We start from the raw sequence: 17,789 nt of genomic DNA, 5'->3' as shown, positions 1-17,789 counted from the left end.
CGCACTCTGGATACAGCCATCCGCCGTCCGGGCCAGCTCGCATACTTATTTGAAAAGCGACATACTCACGGATAGCTGCAAGACACTTCCGTCCATCTACTGGCGTGCACAAGCTATAGATTTCAGAAAGGTCAATCTCCGCGCTAATGACAACTCGTACCTTCATCAAGATATTCTTGCCCCCACATTTGCTGTAATTCCTGAATTTCTGGCGCCGCATATACAACCATCCAGGCTGATCTTCTTAGGCCCACGATCACATATCCAGCAACACTGGCGCAATCGACTTTCCCTTGAGGGAGTTGCTTCTCACCAACGAGAAGCAGAATTAAGCTATAGGCTTAGCGCATGGCGACCAATTCCAACAGTAGGACCTAGACTTCTGCCTGCATACACCATTCCTGCATACCCATTGCTCCTGCGCGCTCTTTGTTTCGTCAAATCGGTAAGCAAGTTCATCACCAATTTGGATAACGTTACCAGGCCAATCGGTGATATCCGTCACCCATATGTGCGTAGAAGTGCGCACGGTGCAATTTAATGAATACTTTCCTGAATTACAACCCTTCACCTCCAACACCCTGCCCAAAGGTCTTAACGTTGACACAATCGGACCATTTGGCATCTCGATCCAGTATAAAAAAGTTGCCACAACAACAAATGCCACCGCGTAAACAGTAAATTCTTTAATTCTGCGGGTTATCAACATATAGTCTCCATTGGGACGCAGGCGCCCGCCGTGCTTTCCCGATCTGTTTGTCTATGAAAATCTCTCTTCACCGCGAAGCATCGACCATGGCCGAATAATGCGCGGCAACCAGCGAACAATCATCCATGGCGCGCAACTCATCTTCCGTACTTGCAACATGCTCAGCCAAGTACGAGCATTGAGCGCTCTCGATTACCTCATCCCGCTCCGCAGTGGTCAGGCCTAACTCAGGCAACCCGCTGCAATACCAGTGTGCCACGCGACTAAAAATGTCCGATGCCGTCATTTCTCCCTCCAATCGCTCATTCCACGATTTTCCAACCCATTTCTCGGCACAACTCTATTGCCTGTACCTTCGTGGGCTTCGCCTCCATCCAGAATTCAGGATCATCAAAGACCCGCACAGCCCATACAGGATCACCGGTCTCGAACGAGCGCTCGATGAACACTGAAAGCTCGTCTTGGAGAGCGTATTGGAGCGCTGCCTTATAGCTGACGGGGGAATCGACCTTGAACTGTTTGGCCCACTCTGTCTGTTCAAGCGCTGCAACGGTTGTGGACGTGCGGGGCACAACGGATGGATTTCCCGTCTCTGATCGAAGGCAAGCTAGCTTGGCTCGGCCGGCATCCGTGATATTCCAGATCACACCCACAGACGTTGCTTCTAGGAGCCCAGCCCTAACGAGCGTGGCCAATACTCCAGGACTATGTCTACGACGCTCGGGGAGTTGAAAGATCTTGTCCTTATCTGCCTCATGCAACGCCGCGAGCTGTTTAACGGTCAGCCTCATTGAATGTTTACCTCGTGAAGTTGGTTAAATCCAGGGGTCTCTGCGTACCTCAGCCCGTGGTGGCTGGAGCGCTCAACCCCCTCTTCTATTCCTTAAGGCGACTGTGCAACCCTGCAGCGAGGCCCTTTGCAAATTCAAAGCACCTCTGCCAAGCCATTTAATCCATAACGGGTTCTATATATAGGCGATCAAAGTCGAAGGAGTGCCTCCCGAGCAACTGTAAACGGCTTCTACCTCAATTCTAACTGCAGTCATTTACGGCTGCTTCGAAATCGCTCGATTGCGGCCAATGCTAAGGATAGCAACGCGACACTCAGGCACGCTACCGCAGTCCAGGAGTTTCCCCGATCCATCGCCATACCAGATAAAACCGTAAAAAGCCCAAATACTGACAATTCCACTATTTCTCTCCTTGGGTTCATGTGAGCCTAGCTAGTGCAAGCTAGCATGCGGATTTTACTGCACGATGAACAGCGCGCTCCAAGTCTTCGACGAGACGACAATGGGATCGATTGCGTTTCATGGATGCATTTCTTTATCTCAGATGGCCGAGATTATTGCTACAAAGCAGCCCCCTATACCTATCAGGACAGGCCAAAATTGTTTTTTTGCACGGAATAGAAACATCCCAGCCAGAAGTAGGCACCACGCTGAAATCATAAGGAAAACATCAAAGACGGTACCCTCATCGAGGGATATTTGGTACCGCAGGAAGATGGTTCCTATCGCTATGGCAACCAACCGAATGGCTTTCTCTGAGATAGACGCGTCACTCCAATTCATTTCCTGCTTCCATTTTAGGCCAGACAGTGCCCGGTTTTCATATTGGTCCGATTTCCTTTTTTTTGAGCAAAAAGGCAAGCCCGTCATAGCAGAAGGGAGCGCAGAGAATCATTCCAAGCCAAGCCAAAGCGAAAAAAGCAGGGCCTGCTCCTTGGACAAAAAGGAAAATGTAGGAGAACGCAATTGCCGTAGCCCCAACACAAGCGAGCTTCACCTTATTGTCAGTAGACGTAAAGTCACGTACGGATTTTTTCACTGCTTTGATTTCCTTGGTCATCAGATCTCAGAACTCTCGACCCATTGGGTTCCTAGCAACGCTTCCCCGGGTTCAACAGTGGGCAGAACGACTTCGTCGAGAGCATTTAGCGTCCAGCCTCCTGGGGAAGCTGGAGGGTCGCCAGCTCATGGACGCCAGGCACTGTGAAAAAACGAAGCGTGCAGTGCTCGTGTCCACTAAGCAAAGCCGGCTCGTCATCGCTTACGGGTCTGGCGACGATCATGGTTTTTCTTTAGATGAAACTGACTTCGCATGCCTGGCTGATGAGGTAGCCGAGACCCGCGATTTTGTGTTCGTGTTTGGGCTCGAACGAGCGCAGATGAGCCATCACCACGCGGTTCAGGAGTGCCGGCGCATCCGCATCGTCGAAGCCTTCACGAAACACGATGTCCCCTTGCGGTAATGGCTGGCCAGAAAACAAGTGGTCCAGCAACTTCGTGTAGTCGTTTCCGCGCTTGAACTCACTTGGCACCACGTCGAAAGGCGGCAGGAGCTTGGTGGTTCCAAAGGCAACTTCAAGTTCCGTGATCGTATCCAACGACTCACGCTTCAGATTGAATTTACGCACGGTTTGTCCTAACTTCACTTGCTTCTCGTAGCAGCTGTGTAATTCGAGTTTCGTGGCTGCGTAGCTTGTCTGCATCGACACGCAACCTAGCCAAGGCTCCAGGAATATCTCCATTGTCAAGATCGCGGCTAGCCAAGACCACTGCCGTGTACACACGCAGCTCCGGACGCTGAAGCTCTCGCCTCAGAATGTGCAACTCGTCGGGGTCGAGAAGGGCCAAGTTCCGTTCCTTTCACGCCGCCGCCAAGAACTGCCTGGCTCGGTCGTACTTCATCCGCAAACGCTGCGCTACTGCCTCTGGCAGAGCCGCAAGACGCTCGGGATCACTGTTGTCGTCCAAGTCGGCCAGCTTCACCACAAGTGCCGCCGGACTGCGTTTCACACCGCCCAGGTAATCCTCATAGCGCTGCCCCTTGCGCTTCGTAAGTATCACCACCAGCTCAACCGCATCTGACGGCAAGCCAAGCCACAGCAGTTGCTCGGCGCTCACCTTGCCGTCTTCGATTGCGTCATGAAGCAGTGAGGCGATCTGCTGGGTGAGGTCGCCTCCCGCCGCTTGGACGCGAAGAAATACCCTCGACAGGTGCTCGATGTAGGGGCGCCCCGACTTGTCCACCTGGCCCGTGTGCAAACGGCAAGCTAGTTGGTACACCTCAATCAAATCCATGCGTCTAATTCCATAGTGTTAGCCGAGCAGCACGGTCGCGCCAGGCATTTCAATAAAGTCTTCGAGCCAGTGGTTCTCCTGGATGTGAGCCAGCGCAGCGTCTAAGGTCTTGAAAGACTGCACGCCGGCTTTATGGCCAAGGTGCAGACGGTCAACTTGCGCTGCGCCGGTCTTGAGCGAATAGCGCAGCTCGACGGCAAATTCACTGCTCTCGTGGTGCTGGACGCCAAAGCGGACATACCCTTTCTTGGGCTTAATGAACGGAGCAAAGTGGAGCACCGCCGCCTTGCTGCGCTGGACCGCGCCGAGCTCTCCGCGATTCAGGCGAACATGCAGCACCGTCTGATTGGTATCCGCCCACTTCATGCCCCATCCAAGGCCGCAGGCTCCCGCCAGTGCTTCGCCGGCATAGTGGAAGGCCATACTGCCTCCCGACTCCAACAGCGCGGCCACATCTGGCTTGGCGCCCCACAGGCGCAGCCGCTCGTGGTCGTAGGCCTCCTGCAGTGTGGCTACGACATCGGCGGCACGGTCGGCGCGGCGCTCAGCCTTCTTTAGCTCCGACTTCACCTCGGTCGCCTTTGCGCGGGCCTGGGCGATCTTGGAGGCCAGCTGTGCAAGTTGTGGTGAGGCGTCGATCGAGGGTGGCATTTTGATTTCCTTCACTTGTTCAAATCGGCCTGTTCGCGGGCCTGTTGGTTCAGATCCTCGACTGCAGCGTCTGGCAAAAGGATTCGCAGATCGGTTTAACCGAGCACCACCTAGTCATCAGCGATCTCACTGCAGCCAGCCTCGTCAAGCAGCTTCTGCGCCGCCTTGGTGAGCTTTTTTGCCATCCTTTTTCCTCTGATGTTCAAGCTGTTCGGCCGATGCGCGACTGCATCTCCGGGGACAGGCCGAGACCGGGTAAAGACGAGGCCCACCAGCAGGCGGCTGGTAACCAGCGTCGCCCGCCGCCTCGATCTTGCGTAGACACTCGGGGCCGACATGGACCACTTGGTCATCTCTTGTGTCAGCCAAGAACGGGGTCGGCCGACGGATCACGCGATCGCATGCGAAACAACGGTACGAAGCCAAGATCGTCTTTCCTTCACCTTGTTGACGGGCCCACGGCGCGCATGACTTGCTTGCTGACGCGATATTGCGTACCGCTCTTCGTCGTCAGCACATGGGTGTAGGTGAATCCACCGCTGTAAAACGAGGTTGGCATCGCCACCACTGATCCACCTGCACTGAGGGCCCGCTGAACTTGATCAACGCCTGCCGATTTCAACTCGTGGTGCATGTCTGCTCTCCTTCGTCTTCAGTTCATTGGCTTGATGCGAAGCACACTCGCCAGCGTAATGGCCATGCTTGCCATGGCGGTCTTGTTATGGCCTTCGCCATAGGCATACGCGGCCAGCAGAATGCCGCCGACGAATGCAACTGTCAGTAGAGGCCTCAGGTTCATTTTTCCGTTCAGTTTGTGGCGTCCTGCGATGACAGCGTCAAGGTGCTCGGTTCGATCACCATCGCGGCACTGGCCACAATGTCGTCCTCAGTAATGACGCCATAGGCCAAGCCCAGTCGCGCTATTACCGGCAAGCGTCCCAGCTTGGACATGAGGGCAACGGCTCCTGCGCAAGTCATGCGCTCTTTCTCCAGCGTCTTGTGGCACACGAAGGTCTGCTGGTCGTCAGCCAGCAGATGGGACACGATGCCCTCCAACCGACCAGGGTTCAGCTCGATGCCCGCACCGTCGCAACGGAAAGGGCAGTTGGCACAGGGCCGTTTGGTGATGGGCACGTTCTTGGAATCCCTTCAGTTTGCAAAGCGTCGCTCAGCCAGAGCCGCATTTGCCTGTTGAACAAGCTGGGCCAGCACTCCAGCACCTATCTCGCCAGCCGAAGCGTGAAGCCCAGCAACTCGCTCGGCCAGCTTAACCAATTCGGCTTGGGCATTGATCCAATTCAACGCCGCTTCAGCGTCATCTTGCAGAGGCTCTCCCTGTTCGTCTTCCCAAGGCCCACTCGTCGCGGTGCCTCTCCGATCAGCAACCTCTTTCAAGAGTTTCAGGATTCGAGGCGGGAACGCTTCAGTCGTTTTTTTCATACTAGGCATAGCTTTGTCCCTCGATAGGTTTTGCCGCTTGTAGTGCAAGCAGATCCCGCCCAACGTCGGTCAGACGATCGTCTTCGATTGCCCCCCAGCCGATCAGCGTTGCGCGGCATGTCATCAGACCGTTGGCGTCGCTGATCCGCGCCGCGACAAGCTTGCGGCCATCACGCACCGCCTCTAAGACTTGACGGTGACCACTGTTCATTCGAGCACGCATCTGGCGGATGGTGGGCGCAGTCATGGCTTTCTCGAACTAAGTCTTCATCCAACGCTTGGCGTGGGCCAGGCAGGCTTTGCACGTGACCTTGGGCTGAAAAAGTGTGCCGTCGCCATCAAGGCCTTGCGCCACAGTGGATGACCAGCGCTTGCCGTTCGTGCCGCTGGCCGTGGTGCACAGGAGGTCGCCGGCTCGGCGCTTCAAACGGCCCACCTCCAGGTCCTCAAGCAGGTAGACATGTTCCACGGTTGCTTTGCTTCGGCCATCGCCCCAGGAGGTCTCAGAGAGGCCGGAAAGCACATCCTTGATCCCCACATCCCAGCGCACCGGCAGCTCCATCCGCGCATTAAAGGCTTCGGCCTCAGCGCGGAGCGAGTTGAGCTTTCGCCGTCTATCCTCGGCCTTCGCCGCCTGGGCATCACGCCAAGCTTGCGCCTCGCGCTCTATCTCGTCACATGTGGCGCAGACAAAGTAGCCCAAGCCGTTGAGCCACACATTGACGGCCGTGCCGGCATCCAGGGTAGCGTTGCACAACCGAAGTCTGACACCCGCGACGGTCAGGCTCCCATCTACTGCGACCTCAGCCGCGTGCTGGCCATACCGCACCGTGTTGAACCATATAGGGTCCAACATGCTGGGGCCTGCGACAGGGTATGTTTGCATTGTGTGCTTCCGCTTCAAGTCCGAGTGCCCAGCAGTGACAGCTCACCGCGATGGACACGCCCCAGGGTGATGGCGGCGCAATGATCGACCACCGCATCAATCAAGACTTGCGAGTCGCCTGAGTACAAGTGCTTGAACTGATCCCAAAGCGCCTTGCGCTCTGCTTCCGACTGCACGTTGATGCCAGCCAGGGATTCAGCCTGACCGATGGAACCGCCTGCCCACCCGCCTAAACGGCGAAGGGTTTCGGAGGGGCGAGTTTTCGTCTTTGCCATGGTCGCACCTGCCTTTTAGGCCATCGCGTCGTTCAGCGAGGATTCGATATCGTCAAAGGCTGTCAAAGCGTCATCCAGCGAAGAAGCCGCAGCCTCGCTTGCTTGACCCCGTTCGGATGCCTTCAGACCTTCAGGCATGTTGTCATAGGCATCCTGTTCCTCTCCATGCAGCGCATCAACGCGGCTCCGCAAATCAGCGAGCTCGTTGAGCACTTCTTCTATCTCTTTGCGGCGCTGTGCGTTCATGGCGTTCCTGGCTCTGTTGAATGCCTCCATTATTAGGGTACTTGTACCCTTCGTCAAGATGTTTTATGGTGCTGCTTGAAGTTCTTTTCGGCATGAGCCAGAAGCTCCTCCTTCAGAGCCCTGAACTTTGGGGAGTCAGCACGAACCAGGAATGCCTTGAAGGTGTTGATTGAGTATGCAGCGGACCCAAGTCCCAAGTTGAAAACAGCAAGTGCTGCAGGTTGGCTGAGGCCACTTGCCTCCACTAATTCGCGCAGGCGATCATTGTTTGTTTAACGGGGTTCATGTACCCATAGTGCCAAAGCTATTGGGCGTCGGCAAACATGGCTCACAGAGTCGGGGAATCAGCGGCAGCTGCAGCTGCCGCTGGTCGAGCCCGCCAACCTAAGAAAGCGCGCGTGCAGGTGGCACCAGGTCGCCGGCAGCACGTCCACGATGATTTGCAGGCGGTGGTCATGAAGCTGGCCAAGCATAGGCCCCGGGCGGCCCAGGACCTGGTCCTTGACACGGGCACCAGCAGCTGCAGCTGGTCGATGCAGCCTACCTGGGCCAGCGCGCGTCCGCTGCCCGCAGACCAGTGGCCGAGGTGAATTCGCACAGGCCTGGCGGAAGCGTCCGCAGCGCCACGGAGACGGTGCGGCCCACGTCTGCGGCGTTGAGCGCAGGATACAGGCGCTTCAACACCGTCATCAGCTCGTGCCATTCCTGGCCACCTGGCCACGGTACCGCGCCTTCGTGGATGCAGGCCGGGGCTCCCAGGTAGACGCCCGGCAGCCTCTGGCGCGAGCTCCAGTTGAATTGGTCCGCCGTGGGATCCAACACCTGACCGTCGACAAGCTGCAGGAAGATGTGCTCGCACTCGCCGAGATCCGAGACCACGAGCTGAGTTGGAATGCCCTGAGCATGAAACGCAGCGTGCAGTGGGGCAGACAGCGCCACGCACATCCGTTCGCTGGAATCGCCTTGCAGGACTACTTCGCGGAAATCGCGGGCGTAGGTCAACAGGTTGGTCATAGCGGCGGGCCGAGGTCGTGACCTATCTGGCGCGGCGGATCAAAGCACCAATCGTGAGCCCAAGAACTAGCGGAATGAAGCTCAACAGCGGCGAGAAGGCGTGAAGCCGAAACAAGCCCTCACCTGTCTGTCGGGTCAATTTCGCGGACATGCCAAAGGCATTCCAAACAACAACATTGGCGTCACGGTCAGCCGACACAAATGTGAGATACAACAGCATTCCTGTGAAAACCAACGCAAGAGAAGAGCTTCCAAGGCGGCTGCTAAAACCTGTTCTGGGCGTGACCGCTCCCGCACCAAAAACCAATGCACTATAGGCGAACAGCAAACCAAGAATCACCGAAAAAAAGAGTACATTGCTTTCCTTCCACTTGTTGAAATCACTTTCCTCGCGGCCTGCTCGTCATCCAATGCCCTTATCTGCGCTGCGTCCAATTCCACCATTGTCACTATTCCACGATCACGAAATGCGATTTCCGTCCCGCAAGGTGTTCTGGGTCCAGCAGTGCATCGCGTGTCCATAGAACCCAGTCGTGGAAATCTTTGTGATAGTTGTGCCCAGGGGAAAACGACGAATCTTCTAGCCTATTTACGCCCTCAACCCAAGGATGTTTACACACAAAATGAACACACGTGAGCCACGAAAAATTGAGAGTTATTGGCTCACCATTTTTCGCTCTCCACAGGCGACGCGGGTCTCTAACCTCCGTGTGCCAGCCTAGAACTTCTTCAGCAATGCGTGCATTGATGGCAGCGATCTCAGCATGCTTGTTCAGCGCTAGAAGTTGCTGCGCCTCGGCAAGAAGTGCTTCGAGAAGATTGGAGCGGTACTCGCTGTCTTGTATGGTCAATTGCATAGGGCTGGTCAGATGGGTTGATCTGCGGTCGATGTAGCACCCTTTGGCAGAGCGCGGAAGTCACCGCTCTTGTTGGTATCCGCCGCCGTGCATGTCTTGTAGTGACTTGCTAGCGAGGTAACGTCCTCGCCTAGCCAGACGGCTTCCAGGTGTCGCGTCATCACTTCTTCGAAGTCATTCTCAGACAGATCAACCAATGCAGGTGAAGCGCCAATTAAGCCTGCAACTATGGCTCGCTTCACATCATCCTTTAATGATCGGAACAGAGTCAGAAGCGTATGCTCGTGTGTGTTGCGGAAGGCGCCAATAGCCCGATGCTTCTCACCTTTACCGAAAAAATGCCAGTCGGTACTCAACAACAATTAATTGGGCCGCTTCGATATCACCTGTTCATCAAGCGCACCATGTTTTAGGTTCCTCATCGCTGTGCTGTCCTTGACTTCATTGGTGGGAATTAGGACAGACAACAGAATCTCTGGACGCTTCCTGCAGACGACCCCAAACGTTTGACTGAATGGCAGCTGAGACAAGAAATAATAGGGTTGATATGCTGAGAAATATCCAACTCCACATACCCCAGCCCCTAACTGACCCGTGCCAGAGTGCCCAGGTCAGCGTCGCCCCTGCAGCAGCGGACGCAGTAGCCAGTGACGATGGGTCTCCTGGCCAGTTTTTTTTCCACCACAGCCAAATATTCATTGAATCTCTTTCCTTCACTTTGAAAGGTGACTCGTTTAGCGCAAAAAGTCGCCCTTGGAGTCGACGGTCATGGTGATGACTTTTTCATCCAGCCACTCGGGCGTCAGAAAGAAAGCGCGCCCGCTTAGCAATGAATATGCCCAGCTGCTCGGCATTCTCACGGACGATAGATACTCCCTGCATGGCGGCTTTCCTTTCTGCGACCTCTACTCACATGCGGCGCTTTGGCACGATCCTGCGGAATGACCACCAGGGTAGAGTTCCATGCGTGTCAGCATATGCATCACCCACTAGATCCCACGCCGTCCAGATAAGCCACAGACCGATTCCGAGTATCAAAAGAGAGAACAATGGAAGTTTTGCCAACAAAACTGAACCCGCGATACAAAGCAACCCGCCAATTAGAGTGACGAAGCTAATAAACCATTGGAGCCGCCGCAGAAGGGTTAGGTTGCGGCGCGATTTCTCTATTTTTCGTTTGTTAGCCTCATAGCTTCTAGGACATGCAATTGGGTTACTAGCATCATCATAGGTATTTGGCATACCTTCAAACGCAAGATCGGAAGCGATTTCACCTTCGTCAAAGCTGCGCGTGGACCCTACTACAAAGTCTCGACCCCGGCGCACCTGTACCAGCCCAGACTTCACACGCAGATCAGTCCAAGAGTCACCGACCAGTCTTTTCTTGTAGCCATTTCTTTCCTTTAACAACTCACGGGCGCAACGCCGACATCAGCTGATCATGCAGGTCTTGCCTGGCGGCTGCTTCCTGTTCGCCAGCACAGTTGCTGCAAAGCCCATCTTTGACACTTTCGCCGTTGTAGTCACAGGAGCAGCACTGATAGCAGCGCCAGAACTAAAAGCCATCGAGGGCAAAGCCTTCTGTGTTCGAACGCTTCTCGCGCCCGGTGAGATAGGCAGCACGCAGATCAGGATCATCAGCGAGCAACGGGGGGACTTCCGCATCGGTGGCTGCCGACACGGCACCGTCTGCGAATGCCTTCATCCCGCTTCCCACGCTGTAACCAGACAGGATAGGTCACCCACAAGGTAGGCAACGTGAGCTTGGGCCATCAGGCACCGCGCTTCTAGTCCTCGCATCGGCTTTCCTTGATTAGACCACCCCGACCAGCAACTCTTTGGGAGACGCATGCCGCAGGCCATTAATAGTTTTTTCTGAGTCCGTACCAAGTTCTTCGTGCAACGCGATCTTCGCGGGTGCAACAAATGCCGTAGCAACGAACTGCAAGATGTGCGCACCCTGCAAGCGAATTTCCCCTTGAGGAGTTTCGATAATCACATCACCCGTCTCGACATCAGAGTCGTAATGGAACAGGATGCCCTCGGCAACTTCTAGCGTTCGCATGGTTTCCTTTCAGTTGGCAGGTACGCCGTTGGGGTGCCTCTGGCGAACGCTTTCAGCCCAAAACTGGATGGCCTCGTTGATCTCGACTTCACGGCCGGGAAAGGTCAGCAGAAGGCGGTCCTTCAGTATCTGGACGCTCTGGCACTGGAACTGCCGCGCAGCGTTGACTGCGGCCCGAAGCATCTCGTACCCGCCATCGGTCAGTTCGTTCATCTCGGCAGGATTCCTTTCTAACGGCTCGTGGCCGCACTTGTCAGCCAAGCTTGTGCCTGTGCCTCGATTTGATCTGAGATTGCCCGCGTCTCTGCGTGCAGCTCGGGCGCGATGTAGCCCGACATCAAAAACTGCTCCAGCACCATCCGCAGGCCTCGGGAAGCACTGCCACATGCCACGGAGTGGTAAACCGAGTTCGGCATTTCATCAAGGCGATGCCACGGATAGCCAGAATGTGACCTCCAGCCGTCCGGGTTCTTTGGGTGCCACTCATCCAGGCAGCTCTCGACATGAGCGAGCCAGCCGACAGTCCACCCGCGCGCGGCGTCCCACACGGGTATGAGGCGAGCCTCAACACGAGGGTGTCCCCACTTGCACAAACTGTTTCCTCGCCACTCGGTAGAGTCGGTGTGCAAAGGTGCTGCCGATTGCTCGGTCAGCGTCTCAGGAAACAAATCCAGGCTCATATCTTGCGGTTCTCCTTGATCACGTGGCCAGGCCGTAGGCGGCAGCGAAGGTGCTCTGATTGGAGTGACACGCGACGCGGCGCAAGCCCGTGGCCAGCGTGATTTGCCCGCTGTCCGCGCACTCTTCAACGGGAACCCACCGACGACCTTCCTCAGCGGGAGGGATGCTTGCTCTGATGGTGGCGCCCACATTGTTCATCGCATGCATGGCCAGGTAGACGGCTTCGGCTTGCGGTTGCGTGAGAACCACGGTCATGACGGGCTTCCTAGCGCTGTTTGATGCCTCCATTATTGGGGTACTTGTACCCTATGTCAAGATGTTTTGATGTGCTGCTTGAAATTCTTTTCAGCATGAGCAAGAAGCTCATCCTTTAGAGCCCTGAACTTTGGGGAGTCGGCACGAACCAGGAATGCCTTGAAGGTGTTGATTGAGTACGCAGCGGGCCCAAGCCCAAGGTTGAAAACAGCAAGTGCTGCAGGTTGGCTGAGGCCGCTTGCCTCCACTAATTCGCGCAGGCGGTCGTTGTTTGTTTTAGCGGGGTTCATGTACCCATTGTGCCAAAGCTATACGGCGTCGGCAAACATGGGGCACAGAGTCTCTTTGCTCACATCGATTTACCATTGTGGGCATCTTGGTGTATGGATGCGTCACATCGGCCACGGTCGGTCGAGAAATCTCTGTAGTTGGCACTCCGCAGTGATGACCCAACATGAGAACGGGGATATTTGCTCCGGGCGGCCGAGAACTTGGTCCTCGATCCGTGCACCGCAGCTGCTCCAGCTGGACGATGCCGCGCCCGTGAGGCTGCCCAGGCCTCGGCCGTCGCCCGACGCCAGCTGCTCCACCACGCCACACCAGGTCGCCAGTAGCAGCTGTGGCACGAGTTGCAGGCGGTGGAGATGAGGCTGGACAAGGTTAGCCCCCCGGGCGGCCCAGGACCCAGTCTTTGGTCCGGGCACCAGCAGCTGCTGCAGGTGGTCGATGCCGCCTACCTGGACCGGCGCCGCTCCGCAGCACGCAAGGGCTCCCGAAGGTTTTGAGACTGCCCTACGGTTGTTGAAAGCGTGACCGCTTTGCACCAAGGCCTACGCACCATCCTTGCGGGCAGTGAGTTCCTAGCCTAAAGGAGGCAGGAAACCAAGAAACGCTGCCACTGCCACCGAAATTCCTACTGTCAGCGTTGCCAAGTTCACGGCAGTTGTCCAAAGCTGAAGGCGTTTAGCTGTTGCTCCGCTTTGAGAAGCTTTTCCTGAGTCATCTGATTTCCGATCAGTGGGGGATGTGCACAACGAAGACCGCTTGGCCTGTTCCTTCCAGCAGACCATTGACTGTGGCCGCATGCATCTTTGCCGTGGAGTCATCCAGCTTGCCACTCACCACCACCGGCTGGCCTTCGATCACGCGCTGCTTGAGCACATCAGCCATTTCGACGACTTCACGCTCATCCTTCGGAATCACATTCTTCATATCATGTTTCCTAGGAGTTGCGGATTGGCTGGCTAATAGTGCAAAACAGATCGCGCATAGAACCAAACACAGGCATAAAAAGTATTCCTACCAAGAAGTAGAACAACTCCATTCCCGGCTTTTGCGCGACGGTCATGCAGCCCACCATCATTAGTAAAAGAGCCGCGTGAACCAGTACCTGTTTTTTGAAGTTGCTCATGTGTTTTCCCATCAGAAAATCTGCTGCCATTCCATGGCTCGGTACTGGGTACCATCAAGGCCTTCAAGGGGCCATGCCCTCCAGTCGAATACCTGCTGCACCCATCCAAACGACGCGAGCTTTCACCATCATAGCGATGAGTGCACGGGCATCCTCATCCCAGGCATGCGCAACGCCCTCTCGCGCATCAAATGACACGCATCCAGGCACCGCTACAGGCTCTCAGACAGACCTGCAAGCGTCATCAAGCAGCTTGGCGAATTTCACGCTTTCCTTCATCAGGCTTTGGTGATTTTGCGGCGAACAGCAGTCACATGACCGCCGCGACTTTGACCTTGCACGCGTGCCAGTTCTGCAAGCAGCAGCACTAGCATCTCGGCATCAGTGCAGCTGAAGCGATCCGTCATCCTAGCTTCGTCCAGCAGCTGCGCATCAGCGATTTGCACCCGTCGAAAAGCGTTCCTGGCTGCGACCCGGGCAATGCGGCGCAAGTTGTGCCCAGTTGGTGCTGCCATGCTGCTCACGGTTCTGTTTTCCCTTGCTTCAGGCGACTTCACGTTTACCGAAATTCTTCTCATAAAGCTCAATATTGCCTGCTAACCAATCCTTAGCTTCAACCTCAGTTATGAACTTAAATCTCTGTTCTACTTGAGGGCCGTATGGAACTTGTATGTTGTGCTCAAACCACTGCCCTGTGTTGGTTTGGCACAGGTGCGAAATTCGCAAGGGCCCAACTGCTGCAATCTCACTCTCGCATCGAGCGACGACCTTGGCGTTTGCCCCAATCAACCTCTTCCCGTCAATCACAACATCAACTCTTTCGAGCGAGCTGTCCGCGCGAAAGGCATCTTCCGCATCAATCAAACCTTCGATGATATATACGCCGGAAATCAAAATGCAGCCAACCCAGAACATAAGAAACAAGGTCAACCCGCTAAAGGCGTCTTTCTCACCTGGTGATCCACCTCGCATTTCCATCATTTTATCGCTCAGAGAATTCATCAGCGGATGAGCCAAGACTGCTATAAGCAAAACAAAGCCAACAGCTGCACACATTAATCGAACGACGCTCCATGAAGCTTTAGTCACTGATTTTTCCTTGATCGTTAAGCCCGAGTCGCGGGCACAACGAAAAGGCCTCCCTCGTGATCCATGTTCGGCAGCGCGCCAGAAAGCGCGTCCGCGACTTCGAAGAGATGCATTAAGACAAACATGGCCACGGCAAGAAAGGTCGCTACTACTGGCCTGTACATCGCCGCGCGCTTCAAGGACTTCCGTTTGGCGTTAAACATTGAAGCATCTTCACTCATTGCAGTGATGGGAAGAATTCACGTATGTCCGCAATAACGGGATAGGCTGTGGTCTGCGCAATGAGACGATTGACCGCGAGCGCCTCACCTATGGACACCATCGGAAGTTTCACAGCCAACATGCGCTCGGTTGCACACCAGTAACTGTCGGAATCAAATGAGGCATGCCCACGACAGGTCAGTGGCCTGTCGTCATAAATGCTGCACTTATGGTCCTTGAGAAAAGGGCACGGGAGGCCCGCAAACTTCTCGTCAGAATTGTTTGTACTGAACCCTAAAGGCCGTGCTGCTATCCCCGTGGCTTTCGCAATACGCTCAGCCTCAACATTCGTGAGCTCAACTTTCATGTGGCAGCAGGAATCGCAACCTTCCTTGCACGCAACGTACGGCTGGCGCACAGCAGCGTATTCATCAACCAACGTATATAGTTTGCCGAGCTTTGCACGCGGCGAAGCATTCATGATGGCAATTTGCTTAGTTCGCTCGGTCGCTTCCACAATGAATGCCGTAGGAAGAGCCTTAATGTGTGAGGCTCGCTGAAGCTCCATGAACTTTTCTGAGGCCTCCAAACGAGCGGTATCAATCGTAGGCTTATCTGTCATATCAGAGTTCCCCTTGCGGACAGTTCTTCTACTTTCGTTCATTTGGAAAGGTGACTTGGCACGTTGCTGTACAAGGCATCAGGCCAGTCCGCCTCGCCGATCACATGTGCGTTGTCAACAATCAGCCCCGGTTCCACATGGCCACGCACCATGTGCGCGCGCAGGCTACCTAGGACACCATCCGCAATGACGTGATCCTCGATGGCGGGCCACCAAAGAGGTGGCTCGACACGCTGCCATAGCAGTTCCTTCATTTCAGCTGCGATCGCCTCTCCGCTGTCCACGCTCAACAGGAGCGCACGGGTCACCTCCTTGACGTCTCCCTCATGCACTACAAATGCAGTCGAGGCATCTGGGTTCTTGACCTGCAGGGCAACGCACGCTTGGTCGATATGTACAGCGCCCAGTTTTCGGTGAAAGGCTATGCCAACGCTATCTACTTTCATGTCTTTCCTTCAACTTTCCTCTTGGGTCGCTAGACGGAGCCAGTCATAGGCACAATAACTGTTGTGGACCATTCGCGCTGTTGCGAGTCGAACGTCAATTCCAACGGGCGGCCCGAACGGTCCACAAATCCAATCTTCTTCCCAACGGATAGTCCCAGTGCCTTTCGACGAATTAGTGAGTAGAAGGCCATACGTTTAGCCAAACGTCCTATATTTTTCATGCTCTATCCGTTTAACTGAATAAGTGCGACGACCAGGCCGGACGCGCTCACTAAGAACGAAAGCAAGCAAGACGGGGCCGCATTCCTCGCTTGTTCGAATCCAATGATGAAGCTGACCATCGAAGCGACCACGCCAATTGCGCGATTGAGTTCCGCAGGAGCTGGGCCAACTCCTGCGAACAGAACGGCCGCACTCAAGGTAAAGACAACCCATGCGCTGAGATTCTTCTCCATGATCCTTTCCGGTGGTCAGTCTTGTAGACGCTCTACAACGCCAATTTCATCGTGAGCTTGAACGAGCAGGCAAACAGCCTCTTCTAGGGTCGCTAGCGCCTTGGAATACCGACGTTCCTTTAGCAATGGATTTTCGAGCAATAGGTCCTTGATCCCATTCGCGTGCGCCTTGAGACCGTCCATCACTGCAGTCTGTGCGTTGAATTCTTCAAAAGCCATGGTGTCACTTTCCTTGATCGCTAAACTGACTCGCCTTGACCTGCACGCCAGCTTTTGCATGCGTCATAGCTGCCGGAATATCTAACCCTGAAAATCCCGGCAGTTTACTTGCAATTGTAGTTGGGTTCGATGCTTACTGCTTCCATGATCCGCTCCGGTTGCCCTTATTCGGCAGGATTGCGGGGCGTGCGAACCTCGGCACCTGTCAGCTTGACCCCTTCAGGGCCAAAGGAAAAACTAAGGACTCCACCGCGCACACGCACATCGTTCGGGCCGATGCCGATGGGGTTGGTCTTCAGCATGTCTACCATCTCTGCTTGTGTGATTTTTTGACCAATTTTGCCTTTGATTTCATCTGGCGTCATGGGCTTTCCTATCTTTCAAATCGTTATTGAAACCGGGCCACCAAAGCCCTCGGGATCGTTAACCACGGGGGATAGAGCGTGGCCTTCGGAAGCACCTACATAGTAGGCAACGGACTCAGCAGACCACGCCGGGTATGGGTTCTTCACATGCTTGATGCCGTCAATGCGAACGCGCGGGCATGCCAGAACACCTTGCTTGTATGCATCGATGCGTGGCTCGCGCCCTGCTCAAAGGCCTTGTTGAAAACCGCTTGTGCCGTCACTTTTCAAGTCATGGCGCCCCCCCTGAATCAGCAGCGTCTTGGGCATTGATCGCTTTTTGAAACGGCCATGCCGATGCAATCACGAAACCTAATCCCACTAACATGGCTTCGCCATAAGATAACGGTAAAAATCTTGTCAATAATGCTACCGCGATGAGTGCTGATGTATTAAGAACGGCACAAACAAAACCCCATTTCATAGCTGTACGCGTCATATTTCGTCTTTTCTCGTATTCAATTTGCCATCTCACGGCCAGCCTGGTTGACCCGCAGCGCTTCGCGGCCCGCATCATCAATTTAGATATCACGGGAGAAGCAGAACCCGACCAAAGGATCGCCGGGCAGATCAAACGGCTCTTCTTCCGTGTAGAACACCAGCCCCAGCTTCTCCAGCCTGCGGTAGGTGGTATGACCTGGCGTAACGGTTCCAAAAACAGGGTCTTTATCGTTGGTTTCTGGCACACGCCACTCTATCAGTGACCCGCCTCCCTCAGCCAGCAGTCGCAGGGCAGTCATCTCGTTCTCGGACAGCGATCTCACGAGCTGCTTTCCT

The 17,789-nt window shown here is 55.0% G+C and carries 36 protein-coding genes; 1 reads left to right on the top strand and 35 read right to left on the bottom strand.

The annotated features are described in order from the left end of the window. Positions 1-776 precede the first annotated feature (776 nt). The 18 genes from ACM14_RS02365 to ACM14_RS31175 form a co-directional block, all read right to left on the bottom strand. Complete coding sequence (locus ACM14_RS02365; protein ID WP_065345164.1) at positions 777-995, bottom strand: hypothetical protein; 219 nt, start codon at positions 993-995, stop codon at positions 777-779. A gap of 16 nt (positions 996-1,011) precedes the next feature. Continuing rightward, positions 1,012-1,500 carry a hypothetical protein gene (locus tag ACM14_RS31210; RefSeq protein WP_139093316.1) on the bottom strand — a complete coding sequence of 163 codons (489 nt, stop codon included), beginning with the start codon at positions 1,498-1,500 and terminating at the stop codon, positions 1,012-1,014. 820 nt (positions 1,501-2,320) lie between these two features. Continuing rightward, a complete protein-coding gene (locus tag ACM14_RS31205) occupies positions 2,321-2,560 on the bottom strand; it encodes a hypothetical protein (protein ID WP_139093315.1) in 240 nt (79 codons plus the stop codon). A gap of 232 nt (positions 2,561-2,792) precedes the next feature. Continuing rightward, positions 2,793-3,128: a hypothetical protein gene (locus tag ACM14_RS02350; protein ID WP_175403225.1), complete on the bottom strand. Its 336-nt coding sequence runs from the start codon at positions 3,126-3,128 to the stop codon at positions 2,793-2,795. A 232-nt stretch (positions 3,129-3,360) separates the two neighbouring features. Beyond that, on the bottom strand, positions 3,361-3,795 hold the full coding sequence (locus ACM14_RS02345) for an HD domain-containing protein (RefSeq protein WP_065345161.1): 435 nt from the start codon (positions 3,793-3,795) through the stop codon (positions 3,361-3,363). An 18-nt stretch (positions 3,796-3,813) separates the two neighbouring features. Further along, positions 3,814-4,446: a hypothetical protein gene (locus ACM14_RS02340; RefSeq protein WP_065345160.1), complete on the bottom strand. Its 633-nt coding sequence runs from the start codon at positions 4,444-4,446 to the stop codon at positions 3,814-3,816. 439 nt (positions 4,447-4,885) lie between these two features. Further along, complete coding sequence (locus tag ACM14_RS31200) at positions 4,886-5,080, bottom strand: hypothetical protein (protein ID WP_139093314.1); 195 nt, start codon at positions 5,078-5,080, stop codon at positions 4,886-4,888. 18 nt (positions 5,081-5,098) lie between these two features. Beyond that, complete coding sequence (locus tag ACM14_RS31975) at positions 5,099-5,245, bottom strand: hypothetical protein (RefSeq protein WP_175403224.1); 147 nt, start codon at positions 5,243-5,245, stop codon at positions 5,099-5,101. Positions 5,246-5,253: 8 nt separating this feature from the next. Beyond that, entirely contained in the window at positions 5,254-5,580 is a 327-nt protein-coding gene (locus ACM14_RS02330) for a DUF6283 family protein (protein WP_065345158.1), read from the bottom strand. A gap of 15 nt (positions 5,581-5,595) precedes the next feature. Then, entirely contained in the window at positions 5,596-5,886 is a 291-nt protein-coding gene (locus ACM14_RS31195; RefSeq protein ID WP_139093313.1) for a hypothetical protein, read from the bottom strand. 1 nt (position 5,887) lies between these two features. Further along, positions 5,888-6,133 (bottom strand): hypothetical protein, encoded by a 246-nt coding sequence (locus ACM14_RS31190; protein ID WP_139093312.1) that lies wholly within the window; start codon positions 6,131-6,133, stop codon positions 5,888-5,890. Positions 6,134-6,145: 12 nt separating this feature from the next. Then, the gene (locus ACM14_RS02325) at positions 6,146-6,742 is read right to left on the bottom strand and encodes a hypothetical protein (protein WP_065345157.1); all 597 of its coding nucleotides are present in this window, start codon (positions 6,740-6,742) and stop codon (positions 6,146-6,148) included. Between the two features lie 44 nt (positions 6,743-6,786). Further along, positions 6,787-7,047 (bottom strand): hypothetical protein, encoded by a 261-nt coding sequence (locus ACM14_RS02320; RefSeq protein ID WP_065345156.1) that lies wholly within the window; start codon positions 7,045-7,047, stop codon positions 6,787-6,789. A 15-nt stretch (positions 7,048-7,062) separates the two neighbouring features. Further along, positions 7,063-7,293 (bottom strand): hypothetical protein, encoded by a 231-nt coding sequence (locus tag ACM14_RS02315; RefSeq protein WP_065345290.1) that lies wholly within the window; start codon positions 7,291-7,293, stop codon positions 7,063-7,065. Positions 7,294-7,833: 540 nt separating this feature from the next. Beyond that, complete coding sequence (locus ACM14_RS02310; protein WP_065345155.1) at positions 7,834-8,307, bottom strand: hypothetical protein; 474 nt, start codon at positions 8,305-8,307, stop codon at positions 7,834-7,836. Positions 8,308-8,329: 22 nt separating this feature from the next. Beyond that, the gene (locus ACM14_RS31185; RefSeq protein WP_139093311.1) at positions 8,330-8,635 is read right to left on the bottom strand and encodes a hypothetical protein; all 306 of its coding nucleotides are present in this window, start codon (positions 8,633-8,635) and stop codon (positions 8,330-8,332) included. Between the two features lie 121 nt (positions 8,636-8,756). Further along, positions 8,757-9,164, bottom strand: a complete 408-nt coding sequence (locus tag ACM14_RS31180) for a hypothetical protein (RefSeq protein ID WP_139093310.1) — start codon at positions 9,162-9,164, stop codon at positions 8,757-8,759. Between the two features lie 8 nt (positions 9,165-9,172). Continuing rightward, positions 9,173-9,526 (bottom strand): hypothetical protein, encoded by a 354-nt coding sequence (locus ACM14_RS31175; protein WP_139093309.1) that lies wholly within the window; start codon positions 9,524-9,526, stop codon positions 9,173-9,175. Positions 9,527-9,932: 406 nt separating this feature from the next. Between ACM14_RS31175 and ACM14_RS31970 the strand changes: the two genes are divergently transcribed. Continuing rightward, the gene (locus tag ACM14_RS31970) at positions 9,933-10,109 is read left to right on the top strand and encodes a hypothetical protein (protein ID WP_175403223.1); all 177 of its coding nucleotides are present in this window, start codon (positions 9,933-9,935) and stop codon (positions 10,107-10,109) included. Positions 10,110-10,719: 610 nt separating this feature from the next. Here ACM14_RS31970 and ACM14_RS31965 read toward each other — a convergent pair. The 17 genes from ACM14_RS31965 to ACM14_RS02250 all read right to left on the bottom strand — a co-directional run bounded on the left by ACM14_RS31965 (position 10,720) and on the right by ACM14_RS02250 (position 17,776). Continuing rightward, the gene (locus ACM14_RS31965) at positions 10,720-10,869 is read right to left on the bottom strand and encodes a hypothetical protein (RefSeq protein ID WP_175403222.1); all 150 of its coding nucleotides are present in this window, start codon (positions 10,867-10,869) and stop codon (positions 10,720-10,722) included. A gap of 108 nt (positions 10,870-10,977) precedes the next feature. Further along, positions 10,978-11,229 carry a hypothetical protein gene (locus tag ACM14_RS02300; protein WP_065345153.1) on the bottom strand — a complete coding sequence of 84 codons (252 nt, stop codon included), beginning with the start codon at positions 11,227-11,229 and terminating at the stop codon, positions 10,978-10,980. Positions 11,230-11,238: 9 nt separating this feature from the next. Beyond that, entirely contained in the window at positions 11,239-11,442 is a 204-nt protein-coding gene (locus ACM14_RS02295; RefSeq protein ID WP_065345152.1) for a hypothetical protein, read from the bottom strand. Positions 11,443-11,459: 17 nt separating this feature from the next. Next, complete coding sequence (locus ACM14_RS32225) at positions 11,460-11,909, bottom strand: hypothetical protein (RefSeq protein ID WP_139093308.1); 450 nt, start codon at positions 11,907-11,909, stop codon at positions 11,460-11,462. A gap of 19 nt (positions 11,910-11,928) precedes the next feature. Continuing rightward, positions 11,929-12,165: a hypothetical protein gene (locus ACM14_RS02290; protein WP_065345151.1), complete on the bottom strand. Its 237-nt coding sequence runs from the start codon at positions 12,163-12,165 to the stop codon at positions 11,929-11,931. A 56-nt stretch (positions 12,166-12,221) separates the two neighbouring features. Next, positions 12,222-12,455: a hypothetical protein gene (locus tag ACM14_RS31165; RefSeq protein ID WP_139093307.1), complete on the bottom strand. Its 234-nt coding sequence runs from the start codon at positions 12,453-12,455 to the stop codon at positions 12,222-12,224. Between the two features lie 724 nt (positions 12,456-13,179). After that, positions 13,180-13,377 carry a hypothetical protein gene (locus tag ACM14_RS02285; RefSeq protein WP_065345150.1) on the bottom strand — a complete coding sequence of 66 codons (198 nt, stop codon included), beginning with the start codon at positions 13,375-13,377 and terminating at the stop codon, positions 13,180-13,182. Between the two features lie 10 nt (positions 13,378-13,387). Further along, the gene (locus tag ACM14_RS02280; RefSeq protein WP_139093306.1) at positions 13,388-13,576 is read right to left on the bottom strand and encodes a hypothetical protein; all 189 of its coding nucleotides are present in this window, start codon (positions 13,574-13,576) and stop codon (positions 13,388-13,390) included. Positions 13,577-13,854: 278 nt separating this feature from the next. Continuing rightward, positions 13,855-14,100, bottom strand: a complete 246-nt coding sequence (locus tag ACM14_RS31160; protein WP_139093305.1) for a hypothetical protein — start codon at positions 14,098-14,100, stop codon at positions 13,855-13,857. Between the two features lie 19 nt (positions 14,101-14,119). Beyond that, positions 14,120-14,665 carry a hypothetical protein gene (locus ACM14_RS02275; protein WP_139093304.1) on the bottom strand — a complete coding sequence of 182 codons (546 nt, stop codon included), beginning with the start codon at positions 14,663-14,665 and terminating at the stop codon, positions 14,120-14,122. Between the two features lie 217 nt (positions 14,666-14,882). Further along, complete coding sequence (locus ACM14_RS02265) at positions 14,883-15,488, bottom strand: YkgJ family cysteine cluster protein (protein ID WP_065345146.1); 606 nt, start codon at positions 15,486-15,488, stop codon at positions 14,883-14,885. A gap of 38 nt (positions 15,489-15,526) precedes the next feature. Then, on the bottom strand, positions 15,527-15,934 hold the full coding sequence (locus tag ACM14_RS02260) for a hypothetical protein (RefSeq protein WP_065345145.1): 408 nt from the start codon (positions 15,932-15,934) through the stop codon (positions 15,527-15,529). Between the two features lie 224 nt (positions 15,935-16,158). Then, positions 16,159-16,389 (bottom strand): hypothetical protein, encoded by a 231-nt coding sequence (locus tag ACM14_RS31155; RefSeq protein ID WP_139093303.1) that lies wholly within the window; start codon positions 16,387-16,389, stop codon positions 16,159-16,161. Between the two features lie 15 nt (positions 16,390-16,404). Then, on the bottom strand, positions 16,405-16,608 hold the full coding sequence (locus tag ACM14_RS02255; RefSeq protein WP_065345144.1) for a hypothetical protein: 204 nt from the start codon (positions 16,606-16,608) through the stop codon (positions 16,405-16,407). A gap of 164 nt (positions 16,609-16,772) precedes the next feature. After that, entirely contained in the window at positions 16,773-16,973 is a 201-nt protein-coding gene (locus ACM14_RS31150) for a hypothetical protein (RefSeq protein WP_139093302.1), read from the bottom strand. Between the two features lie 271 nt (positions 16,974-17,244). Continuing rightward, complete coding sequence (locus ACM14_RS31145) at positions 17,245-17,451, bottom strand: hypothetical protein (protein WP_139093301.1); 207 nt, start codon at positions 17,449-17,451, stop codon at positions 17,245-17,247. A gap of 82 nt (positions 17,452-17,533) precedes the next feature. After that, on the bottom strand, positions 17,534-17,776 hold the full coding sequence (locus ACM14_RS02250) for a hypothetical protein (protein ID WP_139093300.1): 243 nt from the start codon (positions 17,774-17,776) through the stop codon (positions 17,534-17,536). Positions 17,777-17,789: the final 13 nt, after the last annotated feature.

Origin of the sequence: Delftia sp. JD2 (genome assembly GCF_001682645.1) — a bacterium.
Lineage (GTDB): Bacteria > Pseudomonadota > Gammaproteobacteria > Burkholderiales > Burkholderiaceae_C > Comamonas > Comamonas acidovorans.
The sequence above is the reverse complement of the archived record's forward strand: the minus strand, read 5'-3'. Positions and strand labels throughout refer to the sequence as shown.

Bases quoted from the DNA above. Each gene is read 5' to 3' on its own strand.
- ACM14_RS02365 (WP_065345164.1), bottom strand. From the start codon at position 995: ATGACGGCATCGGACATTTTTAGTCGCGTGGCACACTGGTATTGCAGC.
- ACM14_RS31210 (WP_139093316.1), bottom strand. From the start codon at position 1,500: ATGAGGCTGACCGTTAAACAGCTCGCGGCGTTGCATGAGGCAGATAAG.
- ACM14_RS31205 (WP_139093315.1), bottom strand. From the start codon at position 2,560: ATGACCAAGGAAATCAAAGCAGTGAAAAAATCCGTACGTGACTTTACG.
- ACM14_RS02345 (WP_065345161.1), bottom strand. From the start codon at position 3,795: ATGGATTTGATTGAGGTGTACCAACTAGCTTGCCGTTTGCACACGGGC.
- ACM14_RS02340 (WP_065345160.1), bottom strand. From the start codon at position 4,446: ATGCCACCCTCGATCGACGCCTCACCACAACTTGCACAGCTGGCCTCC.
- ACM14_RS31200 (WP_139093314.1), bottom strand. From the start codon at position 5,080: ATGCACCACGAGTTGAAATCGGCAGGCGTTGATCAAGTTCAGCGGGCC.
- ACM14_RS31975 (WP_175403224.1), bottom strand. From the start codon at position 5,245: ATGAACCTGAGGCCTCTACTGACAGTTGCATTCGTCGGCGGCATTCTG.
- ACM14_RS31195 (WP_139093313.1), bottom strand. From the start codon at position 5,886: ATGAAAAAAACGACTGAAGCGTTCCCGCCTCGAATCCTGAAACTCTTG.
- ACM14_RS31190 (WP_139093312.1), bottom strand. From the start codon at position 6,133: ATGACTGCGCCCACCATCCGCCAGATGCGTGCTCGAATGAACAGTGGT.
- ACM14_RS02325 (WP_065345157.1), bottom strand. From the start codon at position 6,742: ATGTTGGACCCTATATGGTTCAACACGGTGCGGTATGGCCAGCACGCG.
- ACM14_RS02320 (WP_065345156.1), bottom strand. From the start codon at position 7,047: ATGGCAAAGACGAAAACTCGCCCCTCCGAAACCCTTCGCCGTTTAGGC.
- ACM14_RS02315 (WP_065345290.1), bottom strand. From the start codon at position 7,293: ATGAACGCACAGCGCCGCAAAGAGATAGAAGAAGTGCTCAACGAGCTC.
- ACM14_RS02310 (WP_065345155.1), bottom strand. From the start codon at position 8,307: ATGACCAACCTGTTGACCTACGCCCGCGATTTCCGCGAAGTAGTCCTG.
- ACM14_RS31180 (WP_139093310.1), bottom strand. From the start codon at position 9,164: ATGCAATTGACCATACAAGACAGCGAGTACCGCTCCAATCTTCTCGAA.
- ACM14_RS31970 (WP_175403223.1), top strand. From the start codon at position 9,933: ATGGTGATGACTTTTTCATCCAGCCACTCGGGCGTCAGAAAGAAAGCG.
- ACM14_RS31965 (WP_175403222.1), bottom strand. From the start codon at position 10,869: ATGAAGGCATTCGCAGACGGTGCCGTGTCGGCAGCCACCGATGCGGAA.
- ACM14_RS02300 (WP_065345153.1), bottom strand. From the start codon at position 11,229: ATGCGAACGCTAGAAGTTGCCGAGGGCATCCTGTTCCATTACGACTCT.
- ACM14_RS02295 (WP_065345152.1), bottom strand. From the start codon at position 11,442: ATGAACGAACTGACCGATGGCGGGTACGAGATGCTTCGGGCCGCAGTC.
- ACM14_RS32225 (WP_139093308.1), bottom strand. From the start codon at position 11,909: ATGAGCCTGGATTTGTTTCCTGAGACGCTGACCGAGCAATCGGCAGCA.
- ACM14_RS02290 (WP_065345151.1), bottom strand. From the start codon at position 12,165: ATGACCGTGGTTCTCACGCAACCGCAAGCCGAAGCCGTCTACCTGGCC.
- ACM14_RS31165 (WP_139093307.1), bottom strand. From the start codon at position 12,455: ATGAACCCCGCTAAAACAAACAACGACCGCCTGCGCGAATTAGTGGAG.
- ACM14_RS02285 (WP_065345150.1), bottom strand. From the start codon at position 13,377: ATGAAGAATGTGATTCCGAAGGATGAGCGTGAAGTCGTCGAAATGGCT.
- ACM14_RS02280 (WP_139093306.1), bottom strand. From the start codon at position 13,576: ATGAGCAACTTCAAAAAACAGGTACTGGTTCACGCGGCTCTTTTACTA.
- ACM14_RS02265 (WP_065345146.1), bottom strand. From the start codon at position 15,488: ATGACAGATAAGCCTACGATTGATACCGCTCGTTTGGAGGCCTCAGAA.
- ACM14_RS02260 (WP_065345145.1), bottom strand. From the start codon at position 15,934: ATGAAAGTAGATAGCGTTGGCATAGCCTTTCACCGAAAACTGGGCGCT.
- ACM14_RS31155 (WP_139093303.1), bottom strand. From the start codon at position 16,389: ATGGAGAAGAATCTCAGCGCATGGGTTGTCTTTACCTTGAGTGCGGCC.
- ACM14_RS02255 (WP_065345144.1), bottom strand. From the start codon at position 16,608: ATGGCTTTTGAAGAATTCAACGCACAGACTGCAGTGATGGACGGTCTC.
- ACM14_RS31150 (WP_139093302.1), bottom strand. From the start codon at position 16,973: ATGACGCCAGATGAAATCAAAGGCAAAATTGGTCAAAAAATCACACAA.
- ACM14_RS31145 (WP_139093301.1), bottom strand. From the start codon at position 17,451: ATGACGCGTACAGCTATGAAATGGGGTTTTGTTTGTGCCGTTCTTAAT.